This window comes from Olsenella profusa (assembly GCF_016900315.1).
Lineage (GTDB): Bacteria > Actinomycetota > Coriobacteriia > Coriobacteriales > Atopobiaceae > Thermophilibacter > Thermophilibacter profusus_A.
Genome location: NZ_JACSNQ010000003.1, coordinates 46,394 through 71,340, shown reverse-complemented (window position 1 = coordinate 71,340; position 24,947 = coordinate 46,394). Strand labels below are relative to the sequence as shown.

Annotated in this window: 21 protein-coding genes and 1 tRNA gene; 19 read left to right on the top strand and 3 right to left on the bottom strand. The window is 67.6% G+C overall.

From position 1 onward, the window contains the following. Positions 1–112: 112 nt before the first annotated feature. The 10 genes from H9X80_RS02590 (at position 113) to H9X80_RS02545 (ending at position 9,509) form a co-directional block, all read left to right on the top strand. Entirely contained in the window at positions 113–550 is a 438-nt protein-coding gene (locus H9X80_RS02590; RefSeq protein ID WP_204792887.1) for a PTS sugar transporter subunit IIA, read from the top strand. A 119-nt stretch (positions 551–669) separates the two neighbouring features. Then, positions 670–2,085: a PTS ascorbate transporter subunit IIC gene (locus tag H9X80_RS02585; RefSeq protein WP_204792795.1), complete on the top strand. Its 1,416-nt coding sequence runs from the start codon at positions 670–672 to the stop codon at positions 2,083–2,085. 42 nt (positions 2,086–2,127) lie between these two features. Further along, positions 2,128–2,412, top strand: a complete 285-nt coding sequence (locus tag H9X80_RS02580) for a PTS sugar transporter subunit IIB (RefSeq protein WP_204792794.1) — start codon at positions 2,128–2,130, stop codon at positions 2,410–2,412. 136 nt (positions 2,413–2,548) lie between these two features. Continuing rightward, on the top strand, positions 2,549–3,403 hold the full coding sequence (locus tag H9X80_RS02575) for a transketolase (protein ID WP_204792793.1): 855 nt from the start codon (positions 2,549–2,551) through the stop codon (positions 3,401–3,403). Continuing rightward, a complete protein-coding gene (locus H9X80_RS02570) occupies positions 3,404–4,363 on the top strand; it encodes a transketolase family protein (RefSeq protein ID WP_342590853.1) in 960 nt (319 codons plus the stop codon). It begins immediately after the preceding gene. Then, positions 4,360–5,001: a deoxyribose-phosphate aldolase gene (deoC, locus tag H9X80_RS02565; RefSeq protein ID WP_204792792.1), complete on the top strand. Its 642-nt coding sequence runs from the start codon at positions 4,360–4,362 to the stop codon at positions 4,999–5,001. The genes H9X80_RS02570 and deoC overlap by 4 nt, the downstream gene beginning before the upstream one ends. Before the next feature lie 373 nt (positions 5,002–5,374). Beyond that, positions 5,375–6,604 carry an argininosuccinate synthase gene (locus H9X80_RS02560; RefSeq protein ID WP_087353253.1) on the top strand — a complete coding sequence of 410 codons (1,230 nt, stop codon included), beginning with the start codon at positions 5,375–5,377 and terminating at the stop codon, positions 6,602–6,604. 152 nt (positions 6,605–6,756) lie between these two features. Continuing rightward, a complete protein-coding gene (locus H9X80_RS02555) occupies positions 6,757–7,515 on the top strand; it encodes a hypothetical protein (protein WP_204792791.1) in 759 nt (252 codons plus the stop codon). Next, positions 7,508–8,197 carry a response regulator transcription factor gene (locus H9X80_RS02550; RefSeq protein ID WP_204792790.1) on the top strand — a complete coding sequence of 230 codons (690 nt, stop codon included), beginning with the start codon at positions 7,508–7,510 and terminating at the stop codon, positions 8,195–8,197. The genes H9X80_RS02555 and H9X80_RS02550 overlap by 8 nt, the downstream gene beginning before the upstream one ends. Beyond that, positions 8,181–9,509, top strand: a complete 1,329-nt coding sequence (locus tag H9X80_RS02545; RefSeq protein ID WP_239471483.1) for a sensor histidine kinase — start codon at positions 8,181–8,183, stop codon at positions 9,507–9,509. Before H9X80_RS02550 ends, H9X80_RS02545 begins: the two co-directional genes overlap by 17 nt. Before the next feature lie 136 nt (positions 9,510–9,645). Here the strand turns inward: H9X80_RS02545 and H9X80_RS02540 are convergent, their stop codons facing one another. Next, entirely contained in the window at positions 9,646–10,743 is a 1,098-nt protein-coding gene (locus H9X80_RS02540; RefSeq protein ID WP_204792789.1) for a hypothetical protein, read from the bottom strand. A 206-nt stretch (positions 10,744–10,949) separates the two neighbouring features. Between H9X80_RS02540 and argH the strand changes: the two genes are divergently transcribed. The 9 genes from argH (at position 10,950) to H9X80_RS02495 (ending at position 19,617) form a co-directional block, all read left to right on the top strand. After that, positions 10,950–12,341 (top strand): argininosuccinate lyase, encoded by a 1,392-nt coding sequence (gene argH, locus H9X80_RS02535; protein ID WP_204792788.1) that lies wholly within the window; start codon positions 10,950–10,952, stop codon positions 12,339–12,341. A gap of 64 nt (positions 12,342–12,405) precedes the next feature. Then, positions 12,406–13,752: an adenylosuccinate lyase gene (gene purB / locus H9X80_RS02530; protein WP_204792787.1), complete on the top strand. Its 1,347-nt coding sequence runs from the start codon at positions 12,406–12,408 to the stop codon at positions 13,750–13,752. Between the two features lie 97 nt (positions 13,753–13,849). Continuing rightward, a complete protein-coding gene (locus tag H9X80_RS02525; protein ID WP_204792786.1) occupies positions 13,850–14,116 on the top strand; it encodes a TIGR03905 family TSCPD domain-containing protein in 267 nt (88 codons plus the stop codon). Between the two features lie 8 nt (positions 14,117–14,124). Continuing rightward, positions 14,125–15,339: a Tat pathway signal protein gene (locus tag H9X80_RS02520; RefSeq protein ID WP_204792785.1), complete on the top strand. Its 1,215-nt coding sequence runs from the start codon at positions 14,125–14,127 to the stop codon at positions 15,337–15,339. A gap of 94 nt (positions 15,340–15,433) precedes the next feature. Beyond that, positions 15,434–16,153 (top strand): response regulator transcription factor, encoded by a 720-nt coding sequence (locus H9X80_RS02515; protein ID WP_204792784.1) that lies wholly within the window; start codon positions 15,434–15,436, stop codon positions 16,151–16,153. A gap of 12 nt (positions 16,154–16,165) precedes the next feature. Continuing rightward, positions 16,166–17,689 (top strand): sensor histidine kinase, encoded by a 1,524-nt coding sequence (locus H9X80_RS02510; RefSeq protein ID WP_204792783.1) that lies wholly within the window; start codon positions 16,166–16,168, stop codon positions 17,687–17,689. A 226-nt stretch (positions 17,690–17,915) separates the two neighbouring features. Further along, a complete protein-coding gene (locus H9X80_RS02505) occupies positions 17,916–18,797 on the top strand; it encodes a phosphoribosylaminoimidazolesuccinocarboxamide synthase (protein WP_428832965.1) in 882 nt (293 codons plus the stop codon). Positions 18,798–18,805: 8 nt separating this feature from the next. Beyond that, positions 18,806–19,471 (top strand): APC family permease, encoded by a 666-nt coding sequence (locus tag H9X80_RS02500; protein WP_204792782.1) that lies wholly within the window; start codon positions 18,806–18,808, stop codon positions 19,469–19,471. Between the two features lie 70 nt (positions 19,472–19,541). Further along, positions 19,542–19,617: transfer RNA gene (locus H9X80_RS02495), tRNA-Arg, on the top strand. Positions 19,618–19,838: 221 nt separating this feature from the next. Here the strand turns inward: H9X80_RS02495 and pknB are convergent. Together pknB and H9X80_RS02485 are read right to left on the bottom strand one after the other, a co-directional pair. Further along, positions 19,839–21,842 (bottom strand): Stk1 family PASTA domain-containing Ser/Thr kinase, encoded by a 2,004-nt coding sequence (gene pknB, locus H9X80_RS02490; protein ID WP_204792781.1) that lies wholly within the window; start codon positions 21,840–21,842, stop codon positions 19,839–19,841. Positions 21,843–22,002: 160 nt separating this feature from the next. Next, positions 22,003–24,939 (bottom strand): FtsW/RodA/SpoVE family cell cycle protein, encoded by a 2,937-nt coding sequence (locus tag H9X80_RS02485; protein ID WP_204792883.1) that lies wholly within the window; start codon positions 24,937–24,939, stop codon positions 22,003–22,005. Positions 24,940–24,947: the final 8 nt, after the last annotated feature.

Below are 24,947 nucleotides of genomic sequence, written 5' to 3'. Positions count from 1 at the left end.
TGAACGGATTATGAACAGAACAGGAAGAAACAGGAAAAAAAGCGGTATAGTATCGCCCGTATGAATGCGAGTGGGCCTTTGTGGCCAGCGAAGGAGGCGCATCGTGGCAGGTATGCAGTCAATGCTCAAGCGCGAGAACGTGCAGATCGTCGAGAAGGTCGACTCGTGGGAGGAGTCCGTCCACGTGGCCGTCCAGCCGCTCGTCGACCAGGGCTATGTGGAGAGCCGCTACATTGACGGCATCATCGATAACGCCAGGGAGTTCGGCCCCTACTTCGTCATCTGCCCGGACCTGGCGCTCCTGCACGCCCGTCCCGACCAGGGCGTCCTCAAGCGCCAGCTGGCCGTGACGGTGCTGCGCGAGCCCATCCGCTTCAAGGAGGAGGGCCCGGACGTGCGCGTGCTCGTGACGCTTGCCGCCACGGACGCCGACGGTCACATCGAGGTCATGCGTCGCCTGGCCACGATGTTCTGTGACCCGGACAACATCACCAAGATCGCCGAGGCCGCCACGGCCGACGAGATCTACGACTTCTTCGTCGCCGAGTAGGCGGCCCGGCGGGCGCCCCGGCCCGTAAGCAGGTTTCGGCTTTCTCGTCGACGACAGGGAGAGATCGTCGACAGGCAGCAGACAGTCAGGTATGGATCTAGGAAAGTGAGGTAGAGAAGATGGACGCAGTCCTTGACTTTGTGGTCAACATTCTGTCCACCCCGGCCATTCTCGTCGGCCTTCTCTCGCTCCTTGGTCTCGCCCTTCAGGGCAAGCCCATCGAGGACATCGTTACCGGTACCGTCAAGACCATCGTCGGCTTCCTCGTTCTTGAGGCGGGCTCCAGCTTCCTGCAGTCCGGCTCGCTGAACGCCTTCGGCGAGGTCTTCAACTACGCCTTCAACATGCAGGGCGTCGTTCCCAACAACGAGGCCGTCGTGTCGATGGCCCTGAACGACTTCGGCCAGGCGTCGGCAATCATCATGTGCCTCGGCATGATTCTCAACATCGTGCTGGCGCGCTTCTCCCGCATGCCCTACATCTTCCTGACCGGTCACCACACGCTCTACATGGCGTGCATGCTCGCCGTCGTCCTCTCCATCGGTGGCCTCGAGGGCTGGTCCCTCTACGTCGCCGGCGGCTGCCTGCTCGGCCTCATCATGGTTCTCTCCCCGGCCTACTGCCAGCCTACGTTCCGCAAGATCACCGGCTCCGACGGCATCGCCTTCGGCCACTTCGGTGGCATCGGCTACGCCTTCGCCGGCTGGGTGGGCCACTTCTTCAAGGGTGGCAAGTCCACCGAGGACGTGAACTTCCCCAAGCGCCTCATCTTCCTGCGTGACACCACCGTCTCCATCTCCATCACGATGATGGTGCTCTTCGTGATCGTCACCGGCGTCGCCGTGGGCCGTGGCATCCTCGGCGAGGACCCGACGCAGTTCCAGTACCTCAACACGCTGCTCAACGTCGGCACCGAGACCACGACCAACTGGCTCGTGTGGTCGCTGACCTCCGGCATGTCCTTCGCCGGCGGCGTCTACATCATCCTCTCCGGCGTCCGTCTGATCGTCGGCGAGATCGTCCCCGCCTTCAAGGGCATCGCCGAGAAGCTCGTCCCCGGCGCCAAGCCCGCCATCGACTGCCCGGTGTGCTTCCCGTACGCTCCTAACGCGGTCATCATCGGCTTCCTGACCTCGTTCGTCGCCGGCATCGTTGGCCTGGTCATCCTGACCCTCATCAACGCCAACATCACCCCGGTTGCCCTGATCCTCCCGGGCGTCGTCCCGCACTTCTTCTGCGGCGCCTCCGCCGGCGTCTTCGGCAACGCCGAGGGCGGCCTCAAGGGCTGCATCGCCGGTGCCTTCGCCCACGGCCTGCTGATCACCTTCCTGCCGGCCATCTGCATGCCCGTCTTCACGGCCCTCGGCTTCACCTCGGCCACGTTCTCCGACGCCGACTTCTCCTGGATGGGCATCCTCTTCGGCAACCTCGCCCAGATCATCCCGGGCTGGCCGCTGCTCGTCGTCTGCATCATCTGCTTCCTTCTGCCGATTATCTACAACATCGTTGCTCCCAAGCCCAAGACCCAGGAGTAGCCTAGTGACGTCAGGCGTCACAACAGAAAGGAAGTAGTCAACATGCAGGTGAGAAAGATCATGTGCGCGTGCGGCTCCGGCCTCGGCTCGAGCCTCATGGTCGAGATGAACATCCAGGACGCCCTCAAGAAGATGGGCGTCGAGGGCGTGGAGGTCGTCCACTCCACCACCTCCGATGTTCACCCCGGTGCCGCCGACCTCTTCGTCGTCGGCCGCGACCTCGCAGACTTCATCAAGGACGTCCCCAAGGAGGACGTCGTGGTTCTCCAGAACATCGTCGACAAGAACGAGCTGGAGCAGAAGCTTCGCGAGAAGATGGGTCTGTAACAACAGCCTAGCGAGGGGAGCCCGTCCAAGCACGGGCTCCTCTTGTGTCTGTCGCGCGTCCCGAGGTTCTTCTCGCCGAGGACGCGTGCCGAAACCCGAAACCGTTGAAGAGAGCAAGAAAGGGAGGAGACCTCACATGACGCCTGAGGAGCTTTCCGAGCTCAAGCTGCTGGCGGCCAAGATCCGCCGCGACATCCTCGTCATGCTCGAGAAGGCCGGCTCCGGCCATCTGGGCGGCTCCATGTCCATCGTGGAGCTCATGAGCGTGCTGTACGGACGCCGCCTCAGCTACGATCCCAAGAACCCGCGCTGGGAGGGCCGCGACCGAGTGGTGCTCTCCAAGGGGCACGCCGGTCCCGCGTGGTACTCGGCGCTCGCTGAGAGCGGCTTCTTCGACCGTGAGATGCTGCTCACGCTGAACCAGGGCGGCACCAACCTGCCGTCGCACCCGGACCGCACCAAGACCCCGGGCGTGGACATGACCACCGGCTCGCTCGGCCAGGGCACCTCCACCGCCGCCGGCATCGCCACCGCGCTGCGCATGAAGGGCAGCGACCGCCACGTCTACCTCATCGTGGGCGACGGCGAGCTTAACGAGGGACAGTGCTGGGAGGCGTTCGAGTACCTTGCCCACTACAAGCTGAGCAACTGCATCGTGGTCATCGACTGGAACAAGCGCCAGCTCGACGGCACGTGCGAGGAGGTCATGAACCCGTTTGACATCGCCGGGAAGATGTGCGCCTTCGGCTTTGCGGTGCAGCAGGTCAACGGCCAGGACATCGAGGCCCTCGACGAGGCGCTTGCCGCCGCCGAGGCGGTCACCGACTCCGCCACCTGCGTGGTCATGGACACCGTCAAGGGCGCCGGCGTGCCGTTCTTCGAGACCTACCCCGGCAACCACTCGGTGAAGTTCTCCGACCCCGCCTGCCGCGAGGCGGCCGACGCCGCGATTGCCGAGCTGGGCGCCTACATCGAGGGGAGTGAGGCATAAGTGTTCACGCTAGCCAAGGACCGCACCAAGAAGGGTGCGGAGCTTCGCGACGTCATGGTGGACTCCATCGAGCAGGCCATGGCCGTCGACGAGCGGGTCGTCGCCCTCGAGGCCGACCTGGGTGGCGCGAGCCACTTCACCAACATTGCCAAGAAGTACCCCGAGCGCTTCATCCAGTGCGGCATCGCCGAGGCCAACATGATCGGCGTGGCGGCGGGCATGTCCTCCGAGGGCTACCACCCGTTCACGCACACCTTCGGGCCCTTCTCCACGCGCCGTGTGTTCGACCAGATCTTCCTGTCGGGCGCCTACGCGCACAACACCCTCAACATCTTCGGATCCGACCCAGGCTTCTGCGTCGGCACCAACGGCGGCACCCACACCACGTGGGAGGACATGGCGCTCATGCGCACCATCCCCGGCGCCGTCGTCTGCGACGCCGCCGACGAGACCCAGATGCGCTGGATCGTCGCCGAGTTCGCCAAGCTCGAGGGCATCCACTACATCCGCGCCAACCGCAAGGCCGTCCGCACCGTCTACGAGAGCGGCTCCACGTTCGAGCTCGGCAAGGGCAACCTCCTGCGTGAGGGCTCCGACGTGCTGATCGTTGCGTGCGGCCAGCTCGTGAGCGAGGCCCTCGACGCCGCCGAGGCGCTCGAGGCGGAGGGAGTCTCCTGCTCGGTGGTCGACATGTTCTGCGTCAAGCCGCTCGACGAGGAGCTCGTGCTCTCCGAGGCGGCCGGCAAGAAGCTCGTGGTCACCTTCGAGAACCACGGCGTCATCGGCGGCCTGGGCGACGCCGTCGCCGCTACGCTCGCCGAGGCCGGTGCGGGCGTCAAGCTCGTCCGTCACGGCGTGAAGGAGCGCTTCGGCCAGGTGGGCGACCCCGCGTGGCTCCAGAAGGACTTCCACCTCACCGCCGACGACCTCGTGGCCTCGGTCAAGGGAGGCCTCGCATGAGCCTCGCATCGATCATCGATCACACCGTCCTCAAGGCCAACGCCACGCGCGAGCAGGTCGAGCGCCTCTGCGACGAGGCCGCCGAGCACGGCTTTGCCTCCGTCTGCGTGAACTCGTGCTGGGTGGCCACGGCCGCCGAGCGCCTTGCCGACAGCCCGGTCAAGGTCTGCACGGTCATCGGGTTCCCGCTCGGCGCCATGTCCACCGCCGGCAAGGTGGCCGAGGCCACCTGCGCCGTCGCCGACGGCGCCGACGAGCTCGACATGGTCATCAACGTCGGCTGGCTGCTCGCCGGGGAGGACGACGCGGTCCGAGCCGACATCGCCGCCGTCGTGGAGGCCGCCCGCGGCCGCTGCGTCAAGGTGATCCTCGAGACCTGCCTGCTCACGCCGGAGCAGATCGTGCGCGCCTGCGAGCTCTCCGTCGAGGCGGGCGCCACCTTCGTGAAGACCTCCACGGGCTTCTCGACCGGCGGCGCCACCGTCGAGGACGTGGCCCTCATGCGCAGGACCGTGGGGGACCGCTGCAAGGTCAAGGCGTCCGGCGGCATCCACAACGCCGCCGAGGCCCAGGCCATGGTCGACGCCGGTGCCGACCGCATCGGCACGAGCAGCGGCATCGCCATCGTGGCCGGATAGCCGCGCTCCCGCAGCCCTCGGGCCGGACGTCCTTCTCGGCGTCCGGCCCTTTTTGTTTCCACTCGAATTCAATTCCGGACCACGCCGCCGCGGCGGTCTATAGTCAGCCTCGTCAGACAGCCGCGGGCCAATAGCCCGCGCCCGCTCAACGTACTTGAGGAGGCCAACGTTTATGAACGTTCACAGCGCGCAGACGCCCGCTGCGGCCCTCCTCCCCTCCCGACGCCAGAACCGACGAATCACGCCCTAGATGTCGCGTGTCGCTTCAAGCTTGCCGGTTCTTATCGCCAGCCTCGGCTCCAAGCGCCCCGCGACGTCGGGGCTTTCTTGTATGCACGTCAAGCAGCTAGCCAACCAACCGAAGGGAATCACCATGGCTGAGAAGGAAAAGGTCGTTCTTGCGTACTCCGGCGGACTGGACACCTCCGTCATCGTCAAGTGGCTGCAGGTCGAGAAGAACCTCGACGTCATCGCCATCTGCGGCAACGTGGGCCAGGACGAGAAGGACCTCTCCTGGATCAAGCAGAAGGCGCTCGACATGGGTGCCATCGCCTCCGAGGCGCTCGACATGCGCGCCGAGTACGCCGAGAAGATCCTCTCCAAGGCCATCTGGGCCAACGGCAAGTACGAGGGCGTCTACCCGCTGCTGTCAGCCCTGTCCCGCCCGCTGATCTCCAAGCACCTCGTGGACATCGCGCACCAGTACGGCGCCAAGTACATCGCGCACGGCTGCACGGGCAAGGGCAACGACCAGGTGCGCTTTGAGACCTGCATCCGCGCGCTCGACCCCGAGCTGGAGATCATCGCGCCGGTGCGCGTCTGGGACCTCACCACGCGCGACTCCGAGATGGAGTGGGCCGAGAACAACGGCGTGCCCGTGCCCACCACCAAGAAGAAGCCCTACTCCATCGACGACAACCTCTGGGGCCGCGCCATCGAGTGCGGCGTGCTCGAGGACACCTGGAACAAGCCGCCCGCGGACATCTGGACGATGACGGCCAACCTCGAGGACTGCCCGGCCGAGCCGGAGGAGGTCGTCATCTCCTTCGAGGGGGGCATCCCCACCGCCATCAACGGCGAGAAGATGGACCTGCTCAGCCTCATCATCAAGGCCAACGAGATCGCGGGCCGCAACGGCTACGGCCGCATCGACATGATCGAGGACCGCGTCGTGGGCATCAAGAGCCGCGAGTGCTACGAGTGCCCGGCCGCGCTGCTGCTCATCCAAGCCCACCAGACGCTCGAGCAGCTCTGCCTCGACGCCGAGACCCTCAAGCAGAAGGCCAAGATGGACGTGGAGTGGGCCTCGACCGTCTACCGCGGCCTGTGGTTCTCCCAGAACCGCAACGCCATCGACGCGTACAACGCCTACACGCAGAAGTTCGTGACCGGTGACGTGCGCATCATCCTGTGCAAGGGCGGCCTGTTCGTCGACGGCGTGCGCAGCCCCTACAGCCTCTACGACTACAACCTGGCCACCTACGACGAGGGTGACACCTTCGACCACAGCGCGGCGCGCGGCTTCATCGAGCTCCACGGCCTGCAGTCCAAGACCTGGTCCAAGGTCCAGGGTCCCGGCTCCGGCCTCCAGCCCGTGCACTAGGAGACAAGGGGACGGTCCCTTCGTATCCCTTCCGGCCCGCCGGCCGACAAAGCTGGGGAAAACGTTAATCCCCTCTCAAGGTGAGGTTAATCTGGCCCTGGGACCATGTTCTCAGAGACGGATCTGGCAACCGACCGAGAGAGGGGATTGCCATGGAGAAGATCGAGCTTGTGGAGACCGTGCGCGAGAAGGCCGGCGTGGGCTACGCGGACGCGAAGGCGGCGCTCGACGCCTGCGGGGACGACGTCCTGGACGCCCTGGTGTGGCTGGAGGAGCGTGGCTACTCGCAGACGGGGACGGCGCGCGCGTCAACCGGCGCGCCGGGCGCGGGGGTCTCGAGCGAGATGCGAGCGGCGCAGGACGCCTACGCTCGCTCGGCGCAGTCGGGGCCGCGCGCGGCCGCGGGCTGGCTCTCGCGGATGGCGGCGGCGTGCCGGCGCTTCCTGCGGCGCGGCATGGACAGCAAGGTGGTCTCCTACCGTAACGGCGAGAAGTCCGTGCAGCTGCCGCTTCTGCCCACCGTGGTGGGCGAGGCGCTGTGGCTGCTGCTCTCGTCGGCCTCGACCGGGCGTGCCGTCTACCTGGGCCCGTTCCAGCCCGTCTGGTGGATGGCGCTCATCCTTCCCGTGTTCTTCCTCGCCTACCTGGTCTTCTTCTGTCGGATAGAGAGGCCGGCGGAGGAGGCGGAGGAGCCGCACGCCGCGACTCGCGCGACGGCCCCCGCGCCTGCCCCGACGCCCGCACCGGCCTACGCCCCGCGGCCGGCGACCCCGGCGCCCGCGCCGCGTGCGGAGGAGCGTGCGGACTCCGAGCCCGCCGACGAGCCCGCGTCCTTCTCGCCGAACGACGAGGCGGCGACGCCGGAGCCCGAGCCCGAGGCGCGCGGCGCCGAGGAGCCGAGCCATGACTAGGGTCCTGCTCGTCGAGGACGAGGAGAAGCTTGCGCGCTTCGTCGAGCTCGAGCTCGCGCACGAGGGCTACGAGGTCACGTGGGTCGCGGACGGGCGCTCGGCCGTGGACCGGGCGCTGGACGTGGACTTCGACCTCGTCCTCCTGGACATCCTGCTGCCCCAGCTCAACGGCATGGAGGTCCTGCGGCGCATCCGGCGCGAGAAGGACGTCCCCGTCATCATGCTCACGGCGCGCGACGCGGTGATGGACAAGGTCGCCGGCCTCGACGCCGGCGCGGACGACTACGTGACCAAGCCCTTTGCCATCGAGGAGCTTCTCGCCCGCGTGCGGGTGGCGCTCAAGAGGCACGCCCCCGCCGCCCTGTCCGAGCCCGACGCCGCGGGCGTTCTCGCCGCCTGCGGGGTGACGCTCGACCCCGAGCGCCACGTGGTCTCCGTGCGCGACGAGCCCGTGGAGCTCACCAACCGCGAGTTCGAGGTCCTGCGCGCCCTCATGGAGCACCCGGGGCGCGTGCTCACGCGGGTCCAGCTCGCGCGGGAGGCCCTCGGCTACGACTACGTGGGGGAGACCAACGTGGTTGACGTGCACATAGCCCACCTGCGCGCCAAGCTCGACGACCGCTTTGGCGTCAAGCTCATCACCACCGTCCGAGGGGTTGGTTACGTTGTCAGAGAAGGCTGAGCCTCCCAGCACCCAGCTCGCGGCGGGCGAGAAGCGCTCCTCCTCGATTGCGTGGAGAATCGCGCTCGGCTTCTGGTGGAGGCGGCTGGTGCGGTGGGTCCTCGTGGACCTGATCGCTCTTCTCGCCGTGCTTGCCGCGCTCTGGGTGGGGTACGCCCGGGACCTCCCGGCCGACGCGCTCGCCTACGGCATCATCCCGGCAGACCACGTGACCTGCGAGCTCTTCTTCAGCACGGGTCGCAGCGGGCTCGATGCGCTGACGCTCGCCGTCAAGACGGGTCCGACCCCGGCGGGCGACTGGTTCTTCTTCGAGCCCGGCTCCGACCTCATCTCCCTGTGGCCCGCGGGCGCCGCCCTTCTTGCCGTCGAGCTGCTGAGCCTGCTGGGCATCTTCTCGGACGTCCGACGAATCCGGCGCAGGCTGCAGCCCCTGAACGCGCTCGCCCTGAGCGCGGAGGCGCTCGGGTCCAAGGACATCATGGACGCGAGCAAGATCGAGAGCCTCGAGCAGGCCATCGAGCGGGCGTCGGTCGACTCGCCGCAGGTAAAGACCGGCGTCGACGACCTGGCGAGCATCGAGGTGGCGCTCAACGGGCTGCTGCGCCAGATGCAGGAGGCCAAGCTCCAGCAGATTCGCTTCGTCTCCGACGCGAGCCACGAGCTGCGCACGCCGATCGCGGTCATCCAGGGCTACGTGAACATGCTCGACCGCTGGGGCAAGGACGACCGAGCGGTCCTGGAGGAGTCCATCACCGCGCTCAAGGCCGAGGGCGCGCACATGCAGGAGCTGGTGGAGCAGCTGCTGTTCCTCGCGCGCGGGGACTCGGGGCGCAACACGCTCGAGCTCGCGCCCGTGAACCTCGCCGCGCTGGTGAGCGAGGTGGCGGGCGAGTCGGCCATGATCGACGCCGACCACGCCTACGAGCTGGGCTTCTCGACCAACGCCGCGAGCGACGAGCGCTTCGTCGTGACCTGTGACGCGTCGATGGTCAAGCAGTCCGCGCGCGTGATCGTGCAGAACGCGGCGCGCTACTCGGCGACGGGCACGAGGATCTTGCTGGACGTGGCGGCAGACGCCGACGCCGTCTCCTACTCCGTGCGCGACGAGGGGATGGGCATGTCACCCGAGGAGGCCACCCACGTCTTCGAGCGCTTCTGGCGCGCCGACGCCGCGCGCGACGCGTCCAAGGAGGGGACGGGCCTGGGGCTGGCCATAGCGCGCTGGATCGTGGAGGAGCACGGCGGCACGATCGACCTCGTCTCGCGCGAGGGCGTGGGCACGCGCTTCACCGTGCGGATTCCGCGACGCTGAGCGGAGGCGCGCCGCCCGGTGACGGGAAATTAATCCACATTTGGTTTTGTGAATCGAGCAAAAGGCCAGTTGGCTGTTTTCGGAGCGCCCTGAAATGTGGATTAATTTCCCGCGGGTCCCTCTAATGCGGCCCCAATCAGAAGGCCCCCAGAGATTTTCCTCCCTCCCAGGGCAGAAGGGACCAGACGAGCTGCTGTCTTGCCTGCTCCACCTGGTGATCCCACGCCCCGTCTTCGACGACGCTGGCCGCCGCGGGTCCGCCGAGCCGCTCTGATGCCATCAGGGCCTCAAGGACCACCGTATCAAGGCCGCCACACGCAAAAACGTCCTCGGCAACAACCGGCATGACCACCCGTCCCTGTGCGGCGAGCTCCCTGTCGCGCTTGCGGTCGTCTACGTACTTATTCCTCAGCTGGGCAAGCGATGCCCTCAGCTCCGTGGAGTTGCTAATGGATTTGATGATTGACGAGAGGTTGAGATGATCGTGGCCGTCGTAGTTGAAGCCGACAGGGAGGTCGTCGAGCACAATGTCGGGAACCCTGCTGCTCATGCACCCGCGCTGGACGAGTGCGCGTGGATTGCCCTGCCGCTTGTTGAGGGTGATCTTTTCGATTCCATACCCCAAATCCCTGACGGGCCGCACGACCATCAACGCCATCACAGCCTCGATTGCCGACCACGCGTTGTCCCGCACGTTCTTCAGGTGACGCCTCGCCGCGGGCATTCCGGCAATCCCCTGACACCGGTCGATATAGTCACCGATGCGCAGAACATCCGTAACGGGGGCGAGGCCATGAGTCACGCCGCCCGTGCGGGGGTCAATTGGGCTGCGGGCAAACGTCCCGCAGAGCTCATAGCCGAGGAGCTCGTGCACGGCCGGGTGCATGACTCTGGCGAGCTCGATAAAGAGCAGCTCGGGACAGGGAATGACCAGATCATCGCTCAGCTGTAAGAACGATCCTGGGGGCAATCCCGTGGAATACACCGTGCTTGAGAAGAAGGAGGCGAGCGGCCGCGTCTCCTGCGAGGGGACGGCCACGCACACGCGCCGCTCGGGACTGGGCGCGTCGCGCAGGCCGAGTAGCTCGTGGGGGATGAGCCGCGCAGTCCACCTGCGCTGCGGGAGGGGGTCCGGCTCGGGCAGGCCGCAGATCTGGGCGTGCGCGAGCTCCCCGGTTGCCCGGACGTGTCGCAGAAGTGCGAGCGCAGACGTCTTGTTGACGCAAATCAGCATGGCGACCCCTTTCGTTGTGCGATGGGGGCCGCGCGGTGGCCGGTAGGGTATCACACCCCTTGCCGCCCGGGCGCGGGGCAGCTGCGGACGGCGGCAAGCGTTCGCCGGGCGGTCCGTAAAACCCATGCTACGCGACGGGCGCTCGCGCAAGGACCCGCTCCCGCTTTGGTAAGCTTGTTGGGACAAAACGCAAGCAAGGAGGGCTCATGGCGCTGTGGGGCGGCAGGTTCGAGAAGGGCGTTGACCAGTTCACGCAGGAGTTTGGCGCAAGCCTCGAGGTCGACAAGAGCATGGCGGCCCAGGACATAGCCGGCAGCCGCGCGCACGCCAAGATGCTCGCCGAGCAGGGCATCATCTCGGCCGAGGACCAGGCCGCCATCGACGAGGGCCTCGCCGACATCGCCGCCCAGATCGAGGGGGGCACCTTCGCCTGGGACGTCAACGACGAGGACGTCCACATGGCCGTGGAGGGCGCGCTCACCCGCAACATCGGCACGCCCGGCGGCCGCCTGCACACCGGCCGCTCGCGCAACGACCAGGTGGCCACCGACATCCGCCTGCTCGCCAAGGACCTCTGCGACCAGCTGCTCTCCGGCAACCGCGCCCTGCGCCGCGTCCTTCTCGACGTTGCCGAGAAGAACCTCGACGTGGTGATGCCCGGCTACACCCACCTGCAGCACGCCCAGCCGGTGCTGCTCTCCCACCACCTGCTCGCCTACTTCTGGATGTTCACGCGCGACCACGTCCGCCTCGTCGCCGCGCGCGACGCCGCGGACGCCAACCCGCTCGGCGCGGCGGCGCTCGCCGGCACCACCTACCCGCTGAACCGCCAGCGCACTACCGAGCTCCTGGGCTTTGGCCGCACCATCCCCAACTCGCTCGACGCCGTCTCCGACCGCGACTACCTGCTCGACCTCGAGTACGCCTGCGCCGTCTCCATGATGCACCTCTCGCGCCTGTGCGAGGAGATCGTGCTGTGGAGCTCCACCGAGTTCGGCTTCATCACGCTCTCGGACAGCTACTCCACGGGCTCCTCGATCATGCCGCAGAAGAAGAACCCCGACTTCGCCGAGCTCACGCGCGGCAAGACCGGCCGAGTCTACGGCGACCTCATGGCGCTGCTTACCACGATGAAGTCCCTGCCGCTCGCCTACAACAAAGACCTCCAGGAGTGCAAGGAGGGCCCGCTCGACGCCGCTCGCACGCTCAGCGACTGCATGGAGATCGCCGCGGGCATGGTCGAGACCATGACCGTGAACGCCGACGCCATGCTCGCGCAGGCGGGCACGGGCTTCTCGGCCGCCACGGACGTGGCCGACTACCTGGCCAAGAAGGGCATGCCCTTCCGCGAGGCGCACCGCGTGGTGGGCGAGCTCGTGCTCTACTGCGAGAAGCATGGCAAGGGCCTCGAGGACCTCACGGCCGAGGAGTTTGCCGCCGCGAGCCCGCTGTTCGAGGAGGACGTCGCCCGCGACCTCGACCCGGCCGGCATTGCCAACGCCCGCGTGACCTACGGCGGAACCGGCCACGACGCCGTGGTGGTTCAGCTCGGGGAGGCCCGCGCGGCGCTGGCCGCGGACGAGGGCCGCGTGGCGTAGAGGTTCTTCTCGCCCCTGCGGTAGAATCAGGCTGGTATGCAGCGCGACGCCGAAGGAGCCCCACATGATTGATCGCTACACCCGCCCCGAGATGGGCCACATCTTCTCGCTGGAGAACAAGTACCGCATCTGGCAGGAGATCGAGGTCCTGGCCTGCGAGGCGCACGCCGAGATGGGCAAGATCGGCATCACGCGCGAGGAGGCCGCCTGGATCCGCGAGCACGCGGACTTCAACAAGGACGAGGTCGACGCCATCGAGGCCGTGACCAACCACGACGTCATCGCCTTCCTCACCAACATGGGCGAGTACATCGACCGCGACGTGCCCGAGGGCGAGCCCAAGCCCTCCCGCTGGGTGCACTTTGGCATGACCTCGTCCGACCTGGGCGACACCGCCCTGTGCTACCAGCTCGTCCAGGCCACCGACATCCTGATCGAGGACGTGCGCAGGCTCGGCGAGATCTGCAAGCGCCGCGCCTTCGAGGAGCGTGACACCCTCTGCGTGGGCCGCACGCACGGCATTCACGCCGAGCCGATGACCTTCGGCATGAAGTTCGGCAGCTGGGCCTGGGAGCTCAAGCGCGACCTCGACCGCCTCAAGGACGCCCGCAAGAACGTGGCCTTCGGCGCCATCTCGGGCGCGGTGGGCACCTACTCCAGCATCGACCCGTTCGTCGAGGAGTACGTCTGCGAGCACCTCGGCCTCGTGCACGACCCGCTCTCCACGCAGGTCATCTCCCGCGACCACCACGCCTATCTCGCCGGCGTCCTCGCCACCACGGCGGCTACCTGCGAGCGCATCGCCACGGAGATCCGCAACCTCCAGCGCACCGACACCCTGGAGGCGGAGGAGCCGTTCAAGAAGGGCCAGAAGGGCAGCTCCGCCATGCCGCACAAGCGCAACCCCATCACCGTGGAGAAGGTCTGCGGCCTCTCCCGCGTGGTGAAGGCCAACGCGCAGGTTGCCTTTGACAACGTGGCCCTCTGGCACGAGCGCGACATCTCCCACAGCTCCGCCGAGCGCGTGGCGCAGGCCGACTCCTTCATCGCGCTTGACCACATGTTCCAGTGCCTCATCCGCATCGTGGACGGGCTCATCCTCTACCCGGCGCGCATGATGGCCAACCTCAACAAGACCCGCGGCCTCATCTACTCCTCCAAGGTGCTTCTGGCCCTAGTGGAGACCGGCATTACCCGCGAGCAGGCCTACGCCATCGTGCAGGACAACGCCATGGCCACCTGGCACGAGGTCCAGCAGTGCGAGCAGGGCTCCACGTTCCGCGAGAAGCTCGAGGCGGACCCGCGCTGCACCCTCCCTGCCGAGGAGCTCGACCGCATCTTCGACCCGCGTGCCTTCCTCACTCGCGTGGACGTGGTCTTTGACCGCCTGGAGCAGCTGAGCTTCGAGTAGGTTCCATCGAGGGGCCAGAGGGCGCCCGGCGTCCCAAGCCTGGCTACGGCGAGGCACGGGTATACTGCTGAGGTCAGCAACGAGGGGAGAAGAACCTGTGAAGCACTTCGACTACACCCCGCGCGGCGTCTGCTCGCGCGCGATCCACATCGACCTGTCCGACGATGGCAAGGTCATCGAGTCGGTCTCCTTTGACGGGGGCTGTAACGGCAACCTCAAGGCCATCGGCAAGCTCGTCAAGGGCCACTCGCCCGAGGAGGTCGCCGGCATCCTTGCGGGCAACACCTGCGGGCCGCGTCAGACCTCGTGCGCGGACCAGCTCTCCCGCGCGCTCACCGAGGCCACGGCGGCGCTCCAGGCCTAGGCACCTCCATGCGCAGGCCGAGGCTGACCAGGCGCTCGTTCTTCAAGACCGCCGCCGCGGGGACTGCCGTGGCGGCGGCCGTCGGGGTGCTTGCCGGTTGCACGCACGCATCGGACGAGGACGCCTCTGACCCGGTGGTCGTCGACGAGGACTCCGCCGAGGACATCCTCGACACCTTCGAGGCGACCGGCGAGTCCCTGACGGCGGAGTCAACCTGGACCCTGCCGCTGGGCAACGTGCTGCACCCCGCCGAGGGCACCTGGATTCCCGTGACCACGGCGGGCTCCTCCGCCACGCCCATGGTGAAGGGGTCGGCGCTCTCCCTGGCCTCGGGCGAGCTCGTCGAGGTGGTCGCCGCGCCCATGGGCCAGTCCACGACCACCGTCATCTACGACGTCCGCTGCTCGGACTCCGTCTACGCCTGGGTCGAGCTCAACCTCTCCACGCGAGCGTGGGTGCTCTATGCCTCGTCCTTCTCGGGCGGCGCGCTCACCGGTGACACCAGCACGCTCTGGGAGGGAGGCTCCGACTACGACCCCGCCCCGTTCGCCGTTTCCGGAGACAAGGTCATCTGGCAGGTGCAGCCCTCGGCAAACGGGTCCAGGACCACGGAGAGCTCGCACTGCTACGTCTGGCACGCCGGCGGCAGCGAGGCTCAGGCCGTGGTGGAGTCCCCGGGCCGCTTTGCCACGGCGCCCACCCTTGCCGGGGACAACGTGGTGCTCACCCCGCGCGTCCGCGCGGACGAGGGGGTCTACTACGGCGTGACGGCGTACGCGCTCTCCGACGACCTCGCCACGCGAGTCGACCAGCTCGTGATGCCCCAGAGCGTCCGGCCGTTCCGTGCCACCCGCGTGGGGGAGCGGTTTCTCGTGTCCGTGGAGGCGAGCTACAGCGCGGGGGGCCTGCTTGGTCAGATGGGCACCTACATGGGCACGTCCTCGGGCGGCTTCTTTCGTCTCAATCGCGAGCCCTCGGAGTGCGGCTGCGGCGCAGGCGACGTGATCGTGATCAAGATTTTGCAGAGCAACTCCGCTTACGTGGTCCTTGACCTGGCAAACCGCACCTACTCGGGCATTCCGTCGGCCGACCGCGTGGTCGACTACGGAGAGTTTCCCGCCCGCGTGGGCGACGGCTGTGACCTCTTCGTGACCTTCTCGACGGTCAAGGACGCCGACACCGGCTACCCCGCTTCCGTAACGGTACGCACCTTCCGCCTATAGCCTTGCATCCCCCGCGGTTCCGTGGGGTACACTAGAGATGCTATGGGCCACCTCACGTGGCACGTCGAAGCTTGCAGACACAGGGAGGCCGAAGATGGCTTCAGATGAGAAGAAGATTCTGCTGGTCGAGGACGAGAAGGCCATCCGTGACGCCGTTGCGGCCTACCTCGAGCGCGAGAACTACATCGTGCGCGGTGTCGGTGACGGCCAGAGCGCGGTCGAGGAGTTCGAGAAGCACACCTTCGACCTCGTGATCCTTGACCTCATGCTCCCCAAGCTCTCCGGCGAGCGCGTCTGCCGCGCCATCCGCGAGACCTCCAACGTGCCGATCATCATGCTCACCGCCAAGGGAGAGGTCGAGGACCGCATCATCGGCCTCGAGCTCGGCGCGGACGACTACCTCATCAAGCCCTTCTCGCCGCGCGAGCTCGTGGCCCGCGTGCGCGCCCTGCTGCGTCGCGCCCACACCGAGGCCGAGCCGCAGCTCGAGGTGCTCGACTTCGGCGACCTCGTGATCGACATCTCCGGCCACAAGGTGCTCGTGGAGGGCAAGGAGGTCGACCTCACGGCCTCCGAGTTCAAGCTGCTCACCACGCTCGCGCGCTACCCGGGGCGCGTCTACACGCGCATGGAGCTCGTGGAGAAGGTCCTCGGCTACGACTTCGAGGGCTACGAGCGCACCATCGACTCCCACGTCAAGAACCTGCGCGCCAAGCTCGGCGACGACCCGCGCAACCCGCGCTGGCTCTACACCGTCCACGGCGTGGGCTACCGCTTCGAGGCGCCGGAGAAGCCCGCCGAGAACGTCAAGTAGCCGGGGGCGGGCATGTCGGCGCGCTTTGTGACCGGCCGCGACGCCCACGAGGACGACACTTCCGAGAAGACGTCCTCGCGCAACTCGTGGAACACCATCAAGCCCTCGCCCAAGCGCGGCCGTCCCTACGCGACGAGCCTGACCTTCGCCTTTGCGCTCACCGCCATCATGACCGCGGTGGTGCTGGTGGGGGTTCTCGCCATCGTGTGGGAGGGCCAGTTCATGGCCTACACCCGATCCAACATGCAGGCCATAGCCGACTCCACCGCCGACGCCATCTCCGAGGCGTACGCGGAGAATGGCAGGCTCGACGCCGACGCCATCTCCGTGGCCTCCTCCGCCTCGTCGCTCTCCTCGGACATCGTGGTGCAGGTCACGAGCGCCGACGGTGACGTGCTCTATGACGATACCTGGACCGTCTCCGGAGTCACCTCGGCCGGCAGGCTCGACGGCTCCCGCACTCCCGCGGCGGTCCCCACCTCGAGAAGCGCCGTGGTCAGCGCTCCCATCACAGCCCCAGACGGCGAGACCGTGGGAACGGTGCAGCTGTGGGCCCTTGGCTCGGACGCCCTGCTCACCCGCAGCGACTCGGCCTTCCGCACCAACTCCTACGGCGCCATCGCCACCGCGGCCGCCATTGCCGCGATCATCGCGTGCGTGATCGGCTACTTCGTCTCGCGCTCCATCGCGCGGCCCATCCAGCGCATCACCTCCACGGCCAAGCAGATCAGGAACGGCGACCTCACCGCCCGCTCAGGCGTCACCGGGCCCGACGAGGTTGGTCAGCTCGGCGAGACGTTCGACGACATGGCGAGCACCATCGAGCGCGACCTCAAGCTCGAGCACCGTCTCACCGGAGACGTGGCCCACGAGCTGCGCACCCCGCTCATGGCCCTGCAGGCCACGATCGAGGCCATGCAGGACGGCGTACTGCCTGCCGACGACGAGCACTTCGAGACCGTGGCCTCCGAGGTCCGCCGACTCTCTCGCCTGATTGACGCGATGCTGAGGCTCTCCCGCCTCGAGAACGGCACCACCGCCATGAAGGTGGAGCGCACCGACCTGGTCTACCTGGTCAAGGGGCTCGTCTCCGCCCAGCACCAGCTCTTCCACGAGCGCGGCCTCCACCTGCGCTTCGTTGACGAGACCGCCCACGGCGAGCTCTATGCCGACGTTGACCCGGACCTGCTGCGCGAGGCCGTGGTCAACCTCATGAGCAACGCGATGCGCTACACCAACGCGGACGGCTGGGTGAAGGTCTCCCTGCGGCAGGACCGCTCCGACGCGCTCATCTCCGTGCAGGACACCGGCATCGGCATCGCCAAGGAGGACATCCCGCAGACGTTCTCGCGCTTCTGGCGCTCCGACGTGAGCCGTGAGCGCGTCTCCGGCGGCCTCGGCGTGGGCCTTGCCATCACCAAGGAGATCGTGGACCGGCACAACGGCACGATCCTCGTTGAGTCCGAGCTCGGCAAGGGCACCACCTTCACGCTGCGCATCCCCCTGAAGCGGCCGCGCAAGCCGCAGGACAAGTAGGCTACGCGCACGGCAGGCCCCACGTTCTTCTCTCCGTGCTCAAACAGCTTCGCGCACAAAGGGCGTGCGCTGCAGAACTGCGCGCGGCGAGAAGAACGCGGCCTCCGCTCCGCCGCTTGTCCTGCGGCGGCCGCGTCAGGGTTCGATGCTTACCTCCTTTCTTTGGGGTGAGGGGCGTTATACTGATGGTTTGAGTATTCGCCATCACAGAAGGGAAGGCCTGCTTATGGCTGAGATGGAGCTTCGTCCGGACTCGCACGGCAAGGTGCGCGACATCTACGACTGCGGGGACACACTGCTCATGGTGGCGTCCGACCGCATCAGCGCCTACGACTTCATCCTCCCCGACGAGATCCCCCACAAGGGTGAGATCCTCACGCGCATCTCCGCGTTCTGGTTCGAGCGCTTTGCCGACCTCATCCCCAACCACATGATCTCCTGCGACGTGGCCGACCTCCCGGAGGAGTTCAAGCCCTACGCCGACTACCTGGCCGGCCGCTCGATGCTGGTGAAGAAGGCCCAGACCGTGCCCATCGAGTGCATCGTGCGCGGCTACCTCACCGGCTCCGGCAAGAAGACCTATGACGAGAACGGCACCGTCTGCGGCATCAAGCTGCCCGAGGGCCTGACCGAGGCCTCCAAGCTGCCCGAGCCGATCTTCACCCCGTCCACCAAGGCCGAGCTCGGCGACCATGACGAGAACATCTCCTTCGAGCGCTGCTGCGAGATCGTGGGCACCGACGTGGCCGAGCAGCTGCGCGACGCCTCGCTGGCCATCTACAAGGCCGCCGCTGACTACGCCGCCGGCCAGGGCATCATCATCGCCGACACCAAGTTCGAGTTCGGCTTCATCGACGGCAGGCTCACGCTCATCGACGAGTGCCTCACCCCGGACTCCAGCCGCTTCTGGCCGGCCGAGGGCTACGCCGAGGGCCACGTCCAGCCGAGCTACGACAAGCAGTACGTGCGCGACTGGCTGCGTGCCAACTGGGACATGACCGGCGAGCCGCCGCGCATCCCCGCCGAGGTCATTGAGGGCACCTCCAAGCGCTACGCCGAGGCCTTCCAGATCATTACCGGTACCGAGTTCAAGCCCGTGAGGGCGTAAGGAGACCCATGTCACTGCGAGACACCATCGAGGGCGCCCGCAAGGAGGCCGAGGGTATTGCCGCGGGCATGCCCAAGAAGGCCGACGAGTCCGGCGCGGACGAGGGCGACAAGAAGGGCTTCGTGCGCAGCTCGGCCGCCAAGGCCCGTCCGGCCCGCGAGGCCGCTGCCTCGGTCCGCACCGCGTCCAAGCCCAAGGACCAGGGCATCCTCGGCACCTCCAGCGAGACCAAGGAGGAGAAGCGCGAGCGCAGGCGCCGCGAGCGCGAGCGCAACGACATGCGCACCCGCGCCTACGACATCGTGTTGCGCTCGATTCCGGAGTACCGCCAGATCGAGAAGCGCTTCTGGATCATCGTGGGCGTCGGCTTTGCGCTGGCGGTGGTCTCGCTGATAGCCGCGTACGCCTTTGGCAGCCAGCCCGACATGAGCACCTGGCAGGGCATCTTCTCCGTGGTCACGCTGGTGCTGGCCTACGTGCTCATCATCGGGGGCCTCATCTATGACTTCGTGAAGCGCCGTCCGTACCGCAAGCGCGCCGAGGCGCAGGTCCGTGGCATGACGGACAAGCGCATCGCCGAGCTCTTCGAGCAGGAGAGCCGAGCCGCGCTCGAGCGCCAGGCGAAGAAGGCCGAGAAAAAGGCTGCCAAGAAGGCCGAGAAGAACGGCAAGTAGGTACCTCGCCCGCGCTGCGCGCCGTCGTCCTTCTCGCCGTCGCGCGCGGGTGATAGAATAGCCTTCCAATGCCTTCGTAGCTCAGGGGATAGAGCACCGCTCTCCTAAAGCGGGTGTCGGCCGTTCGAATCGGCCCGGGGGCACCAGAAAAGACGCAGGCCAGTCAGTTCCCTGACTGGCCTGCTTTTGTGTGACGCGTTGAGCTTGCCACAGCCCTCGCCACGTTGGCCGCGGAGCCAAGAGAGGCGGCCTCCGGGAAGCCTTCCCCGGAGGCCGCCTCATGTCTGCCGCCTTCCCGTTCTCGCCGTTGCCAGGAGACGCCCTGGCCTCGTCACCACGGTGTTAGGGCCCCGAGCCCGGCCCCTGGCTAGTTGGACGACCCTCCGCCGGTGGAGGGGTCCGTGGTTCCGGTGCCTCCGGTGGGGTTCTCGCCACCGGACCCCTCGCCGCCCGTCGACCCGCCTGTCGAGGTGGGGTTCCTCGTGGTGAGGACGATGTCGGCGCCCTGGGGGGCCGTGCCCGTCACCGACTGGCTGGAGACGATGCCGTCCGGGGAGTTGCCCGTGGCGAGGATGGGGTTGAAGCCGCTGTTCTTGAGCGCGGAGTAGGCCTCCGAGTAGGTCCATCCCACGACGTTTATGACGTCAAACTCCTCCGGAGCTGCCGGCCCGAGGGAGATGTAGATCGTGACCTGGGAGCCCTTGTCGGCGGTCTCGCCTTCGTCGGGGGTCGTGTAGATGACGCAGCCCTCGGGCACGGTGTCGTCGTTGACGTACTGCTTGGACACGGTGAAGCCGGCCTCGATGAGGCGGGCCTCAGCGGTCTCCTCGGGGTCGCCGGTCACGTTGGGGACGACCTCCTGCGACGAGCCCGAGGACAGGTAGTAGGTGATCGTGGTGTTCACGTCGACCATGGTGCCCGGCTCGGTGTCCTGGTCGCAGACGCGGCCGGCCTCAACCTCGTCGCTCTCCTGCTCGGCGCCCGCGCGCCAGCGGAGGTTGCGGCTCTCGAGCTCGTCCTGGGCCTGCTCCTCCGTGAGGTTGCTGAGGTCGGGCACCTCGACCTGCTCGGCAGGCTGCGGTCCCTGGGAGACGCGGAAGCTGATCTTGGTGCCCTCTGCGGCCTGGCTGTAGGCGTCGGGGCTCTGCTCGTAGACGTCACCCTCGTCCTGGTCGTTGCTGTAGCCCTGGCTGACGTCACCGACCTCGAAGCCCGCGCTCTCGATGGCGGCCTCGGCCTGCTCCTGCGTCATGCCGATGATGGACGGGACCGTCCGCTGGGCAGCCGCGGTGCCAAGAAGGTTCGCAATCGCGAAGATTGCGATGGCCAGGACCGCCACGCCCGCGATCACGCCGATGGCGATGTTGCGCTTGCGCTTGCGAGCGCGCTCGGCCTCCTGCTCGGCCGCCTGCTCCGTTGCGCTCTGGCCTCGGTAGTGGCCGGCGCGGTCCACGCGCGGCATGGCTGCGGTCCCGCCTGCCTTTGCGCCTCCGCGGTCCAGCTTGTTGGTGGGCTGAGCGGGCAGCATGGCGGTGGCGCTGTTCACGGCCTGCATGCGGCCGGCCAGGTAGTCTCGCAGCGTGCGATAGAGCTCGTCGGCCGTCTGGAAACGGTCGGCCGGGTTCTTCTGCATGCACTTGAGGATGATGGACTCCAGGCTCGGGTCAACGTTGGGGTTGAGCTGGCTGGGCGGCTTGGGCTGCTCGTTGACCTGCTTGAGGGCCACGGTGATGGCGTCGTCCCCCTGGAAGGGGACCTGCCCGGTGGCGGCCTCGTACATCACGATGCCCAGCGAGTAGATGTCCGTGGTGGGGCCGAGCTCCTTGCCCTGCGTCTGCTCGGGGGAGACGTAGTGGGCGGTTCCCAGCACGGAGTTGTCCTGCGTGAGGTGGCTGTTCTTGGCGCGCGCGATGCCGAAGTCCATCACCTTGATGTTGCCGTCGGGCTGCACCATGATGTTCTGCGGCTTGATGTCGCGGTGGATGATGTCGTGCTTGTGCGCCACGGAGAGCGCCTGTGCAATCTGCGAGCCGATCTGCGCGACCTTCTTGCAGTCCAGCGCGCCGTGCTTGCGGATGCCGCTCTTGAGGTCGGTGCCCCGCAGGTACTCCATGACGATGTAGTAGGTGTCCGCGTCCTTGCCCCAGTCGTAGACGCTCACGATGTAGGGGCTCTGCAGGGCCGCGGCGGCCTGAGCCTCCTGCTTGAAGCGGGCCGCAAAGGAGGGGTCGTTGGCGTACTGGGGCAGCATCGTCTTGATGGCCACCGTGCGCCCGAGCACCTCGTCGAGGCCGCGGTAGACCGTGGCCATGCCGCCCGCACCTATCTTGTCCTGGACCTGGTAGCGTCCTCCGAGAACCGTAGCTGACATCATCTCTCCCTATTTTCTCCGCGGCGCCTGCGGCCGCGTGTCGTACGTCGTACAGGATGGCCTCCCCGCGCGTCTGCGCCGGGCGTGTCTTGAAATCGCAGGTCCTTCTCGCCCCGCCCCGAGGCTGGCGAGAAGGACGGTCCCCCCGTCTCCCATCATGCTAGTTCCCCGCCCCCGATGCCTGGATCTGAAGCGCTTGGGACAGCACCTGGCCGGCCAGGCCGGCGGCGAAGCCCTCGACGTCCTCGCCGTGGCCCTCGACGCAGACCGAGATGACCAGGGTGGGGCTGTCATAGGGGGCGAAGCCGATGAAGAACGAGTTGATGTTGCCGTTCTCGACCTCGGCCGTGCCGGTCTTGCCCGCCACCACGGTCCCGGGCACCTGGGCGCGACGGCCGGTGCCGTGGTCGACGACGCCGCGCATGGCCTCCTTCATCTGGTCGGCCGTGGTCGAGGAGATGACCTGGCCAAGGGAGCGCGGGGCGGTCTCGGAGGTGACGATGCCCTCCGGCGAGAGCACGTGGTCGACGACGAAGGGGTCCATGGCAACGCCGCCGTTGGCGATGGTCTGGGCCACCACGGCGTTCTGCATGACGGTGACCTGCGGGCCCGCGGGGCTCGCGTGCTGCCCGACGGGCTGTCCGCACGCCGCCCACGCCGTCTCCCACTCCGTCATCTCGGCCGGCTCGGGCATGAGGGAGGCGAGGCAGTCAAAGTCCTGGCCAATCTCCTGCCCGTAGCCGTAGGCGCGCGCGTAGCTCACGAGGGTGTTGGCCCCCAGGTCGACGCCCACCTGGGCGAACGCGGTGTTGGACGAGAGCGCGAAGGCCTCCCGCAGGGTGGGGCTGCCATAGTCGTTGCCCCCGTAGTTGGTGACCTCGGCCCCGCCGACCTCAAGCGAGGGGCCGGCGTAGTAGACGTCGTCCAGCGTGACGGCCCCGGAGTCCAGCGCGGCGGAGAGCGTGACGGCCTTGAAGGTGGACCCGGGCGAGTAGAGCGCCTGGGTGGTGCGGTCGACGAGCTCGCCGTCGGTGCCCTGCATGGCTGCCTCGAGGTCGTCCGGCGAGTAGGTGGGCGAGGAGGCGCGCGCCAGGACGGCGCCGGTCTTGGGGTCAAGTACCACGATGGCGCCGGTATAGCCCTGGAGCGCCTGCTCGGCGGCTCGCTGGATCTGCGAGTTGATGGTGAGTGCCACGGTGGAGCCGGGCTGCTCTACGCCGGCCAGCGAGTAGAGGGCGCTCCGCCAGTTGGAGTAGTCCTCGTGCCCGGTGAGCACCTCGTTCATCGAGGATTCGACGCCGGCGCTGCCGAACTGCGTGGAGACGTAGCCGACGACGTGGCGCGCGAGCGTGCCCTGCGGGTAGCTGCGCGCGTAGGTCCCGTCGTCCTGCAGGACGCTCTCCGCCAGGGTGACGCCGTCGGAGGTGATGATGGCGCCGCGCTGGACGGAGGCGCTGCGGGCAATGGTGTGGCTGTTGGTGGGAAGGTTCTGGATGCGCTCCGCGTCGATCTGCTGGACGTAGGTGAGGTTTGCCACAAGCGCGGCGAACAGCAGCGAGAAGACCGCGATGAGGTTGGTGAGGCGCTTGCCCAGCGCCACGCGCCCGAGGACGCCCGACTCGGCCGTGTTGAGGCCGAAGCGTCCGCGGGCGTGGCTGCCGTGAACCACCGAGGGGACGTGAGCGCCGCGCTCCTGGGCCTGTGCCGCGGCCTGGCCCGCGAGGGTGAGCACCGGGTCTCGCCGGGCGCTGCTGCGCTCGACGCCGGAGCGCATCTCCGCCTCGCGGCCGGTGCCCTCGTCGCCGGCGCGCAGCAGCAGGCCCACGATGACGAAGCTCGCGAGCAGCGACGTGCCGCCCTGGCTCATGAAGGGCAGCGTGACGCCTGTGAGCGGCAGGAGCTTGGTGACGCCGCCCACGATGAGGAAGGCCTGGAACGAGATGGCCGCCGTGAGGCCCACGGCCGCGAAGGCGGAGCAGTCGGACTTGGCGCGCGCCGCCGTGGCGAGGCCGCGCACGCAGAAGAGCAGGAACAGCAGGAGCACGGCGGAGGCGCCCAGAAGGCCGGCCTCCTCGGCGATTGCCGCAAAGATGAAGTCGCTCTCCACGAAGGGGATGGTGGTGGCCAGGCCGTTGCCGATGCCCGCGCCCACGAGCCCGCCGTCGGCCAGCGAGTAGAGCGCCTGGACGATCTGGTAGCCGCCGCTCGAGGCCGCCGACCACGGGTCGAGCCAGATGTCCACGCGGTTCTGGACGTGGCCGAAGAGGTGGTAGCAGGCCACGCCGGCGACGGCGAGCAGAAGCAGGCTCACCACGACGTAGCTCACGCGGCCGGTGGCCACGTAGAGCATGATGACGAAGAAGGCGAAGAAGAGAAGGGCGCTGCCGAGGTCGCGCTCGAAGACCACCACGAGCAGGCTGATGCCCCACATGACGAACATCGGGAGCAGCATCCTCAGGCGCGGCAGGCGCAGCGGCCCTATGCTGCGCATTGAGGCCGAGAGCGCCTCGCGGTTGGTGGCGAGGTAGAACGCCAGGAAGAGCGTAATGAGGATCTTGGCGAACTCGCCCGGCTGGAAGCTGAACGAGCCGATGTAGATCCAGAGTTTGGAGCCGTTCTGCTCGGTGCCGACGATCATCGGCAGGATGAGAAGGACCACGCCGGCGATCCCCAGGGTGTACTTGTAGTCCGCGAGGGCGTCAAGGTCGCGAACAACCACGAGGACGCCGACCATGGCGGCGACGGACAGGAAGAGCCACATCACCTGGTTGACGGCCAGGTCCGGCGCAAGGCGGGTGAGGAACGTGATGCCCGTGCCCGAGAGCGCGAACACGATGGGCAGGATGGCGGGGTCCGCCGCCGGCGCGAGGAAGCGGATGGCCACGTGGGCCGCGGCGAACGCGGCGAAGAGCCCCAGCGGCACGCCGAGCGTGGACAGGCTCAGCGCGGCGTTGGAGTTGACCACGTACATGGCGTAGAGCAGGATGACGGGGACGGCCGCGAGGCACAGGAGCAGCAGCTCGGTGTTCCTGCGGCCGTGTCCCCGGTCGGCGCTGCGGGGGGCCGCGGGCGCCGGGACCGCCGCGGCGGCCGTCATGGCCTCAA

Excerpts from the sequence above, each read along its gene's own strand:
- H9X80_RS02590 (WP_204792887.1), top strand. The coding sequence starts at position 113 with ATGCAGTCAATGCTCAAGCGCGAGAACGTGCAGATCGTCGAGAAGGTC.
- H9X80_RS02585 (WP_204792795.1), top strand. The coding sequence starts at position 670 with ATGGACGCAGTCCTTGACTTTGTGGTCAACATTCTGTCCACCCCGGCC.
- H9X80_RS02580 (WP_204792794.1), top strand. The coding sequence starts at position 2,128 with ATGCAGGTGAGAAAGATCATGTGCGCGTGCGGCTCCGGCCTCGGCTCG.
- H9X80_RS02575 (WP_204792793.1), top strand. The coding sequence starts at position 2,549 with ATGACGCCTGAGGAGCTTTCCGAGCTCAAGCTGCTGGCGGCCAAGATC.
- deoC (WP_204792792.1), top strand. The coding sequence starts at position 4,360 with ATGAGCCTCGCATCGATCATCGATCACACCGTCCTCAAGGCCAACGCC.
- H9X80_RS02560 (WP_087353253.1), top strand. The coding sequence starts at position 5,375 with ATGGCTGAGAAGGAAAAGGTCGTTCTTGCGTACTCCGGCGGACTGGAC.
- H9X80_RS02555 (WP_204792791.1), top strand. The coding sequence starts at position 6,757 with ATGGAGAAGATCGAGCTTGTGGAGACCGTGCGCGAGAAGGCCGGCGTG.
- H9X80_RS02550 (WP_204792790.1), top strand. The coding sequence starts at position 7,508 with ATGACTAGGGTCCTGCTCGTCGAGGACGAGGAGAAGCTTGCGCGCTTC.
- H9X80_RS02540 (WP_204792789.1), bottom strand. The coding sequence starts at position 10,743 with ATGCTGATTTGCGTCAACAAGACGTCTGCGCTCGCACTTCTGCGACAC.
- argH (WP_204792788.1), top strand. The coding sequence starts at position 10,950 with ATGGCGCTGTGGGGCGGCAGGTTCGAGAAGGGCGTTGACCAGTTCACG.
- purB (WP_204792787.1), top strand. The coding sequence starts at position 12,406 with ATGATTGATCGCTACACCCGCCCCGAGATGGGCCACATCTTCTCGCTG.
- H9X80_RS02520 (WP_204792785.1), top strand. The coding sequence starts at position 14,125 with ATGCGCAGGCCGAGGCTGACCAGGCGCTCGTTCTTCAAGACCGCCGCC.
- H9X80_RS02515 (WP_204792784.1), top strand. The coding sequence starts at position 15,434 with ATGGCTTCAGATGAGAAGAAGATTCTGCTGGTCGAGGACGAGAAGGCC.
- H9X80_RS02510 (WP_204792783.1), top strand. The coding sequence starts at position 16,166 with ATGTCGGCGCGCTTTGTGACCGGCCGCGACGCCCACGAGGACGACACT.
- H9X80_RS02505 (WP_428832965.1), top strand. The coding sequence starts at position 17,916 with ATGGCTGAGATGGAGCTTCGTCCGGACTCGCACGGCAAGGTGCGCGAC.
- H9X80_RS02500 (WP_204792782.1), top strand. The coding sequence starts at position 18,806 with ATGTCACTGCGAGACACCATCGAGGGCGCCCGCAAGGAGGCCGAGGGT.
- pknB (WP_204792781.1), bottom strand. The coding sequence starts at position 21,842 with ATGTCAGCTACGGTTCTCGGAGGACGCTACCAGGTCCAGGACAAGATA.
- H9X80_RS02485 (WP_204792883.1), bottom strand. The coding sequence starts at position 24,939 with ATGACGGCCGCCGCGGCGGTCCCGGCGCCCGCGGCCCCCCGCAGCGCC.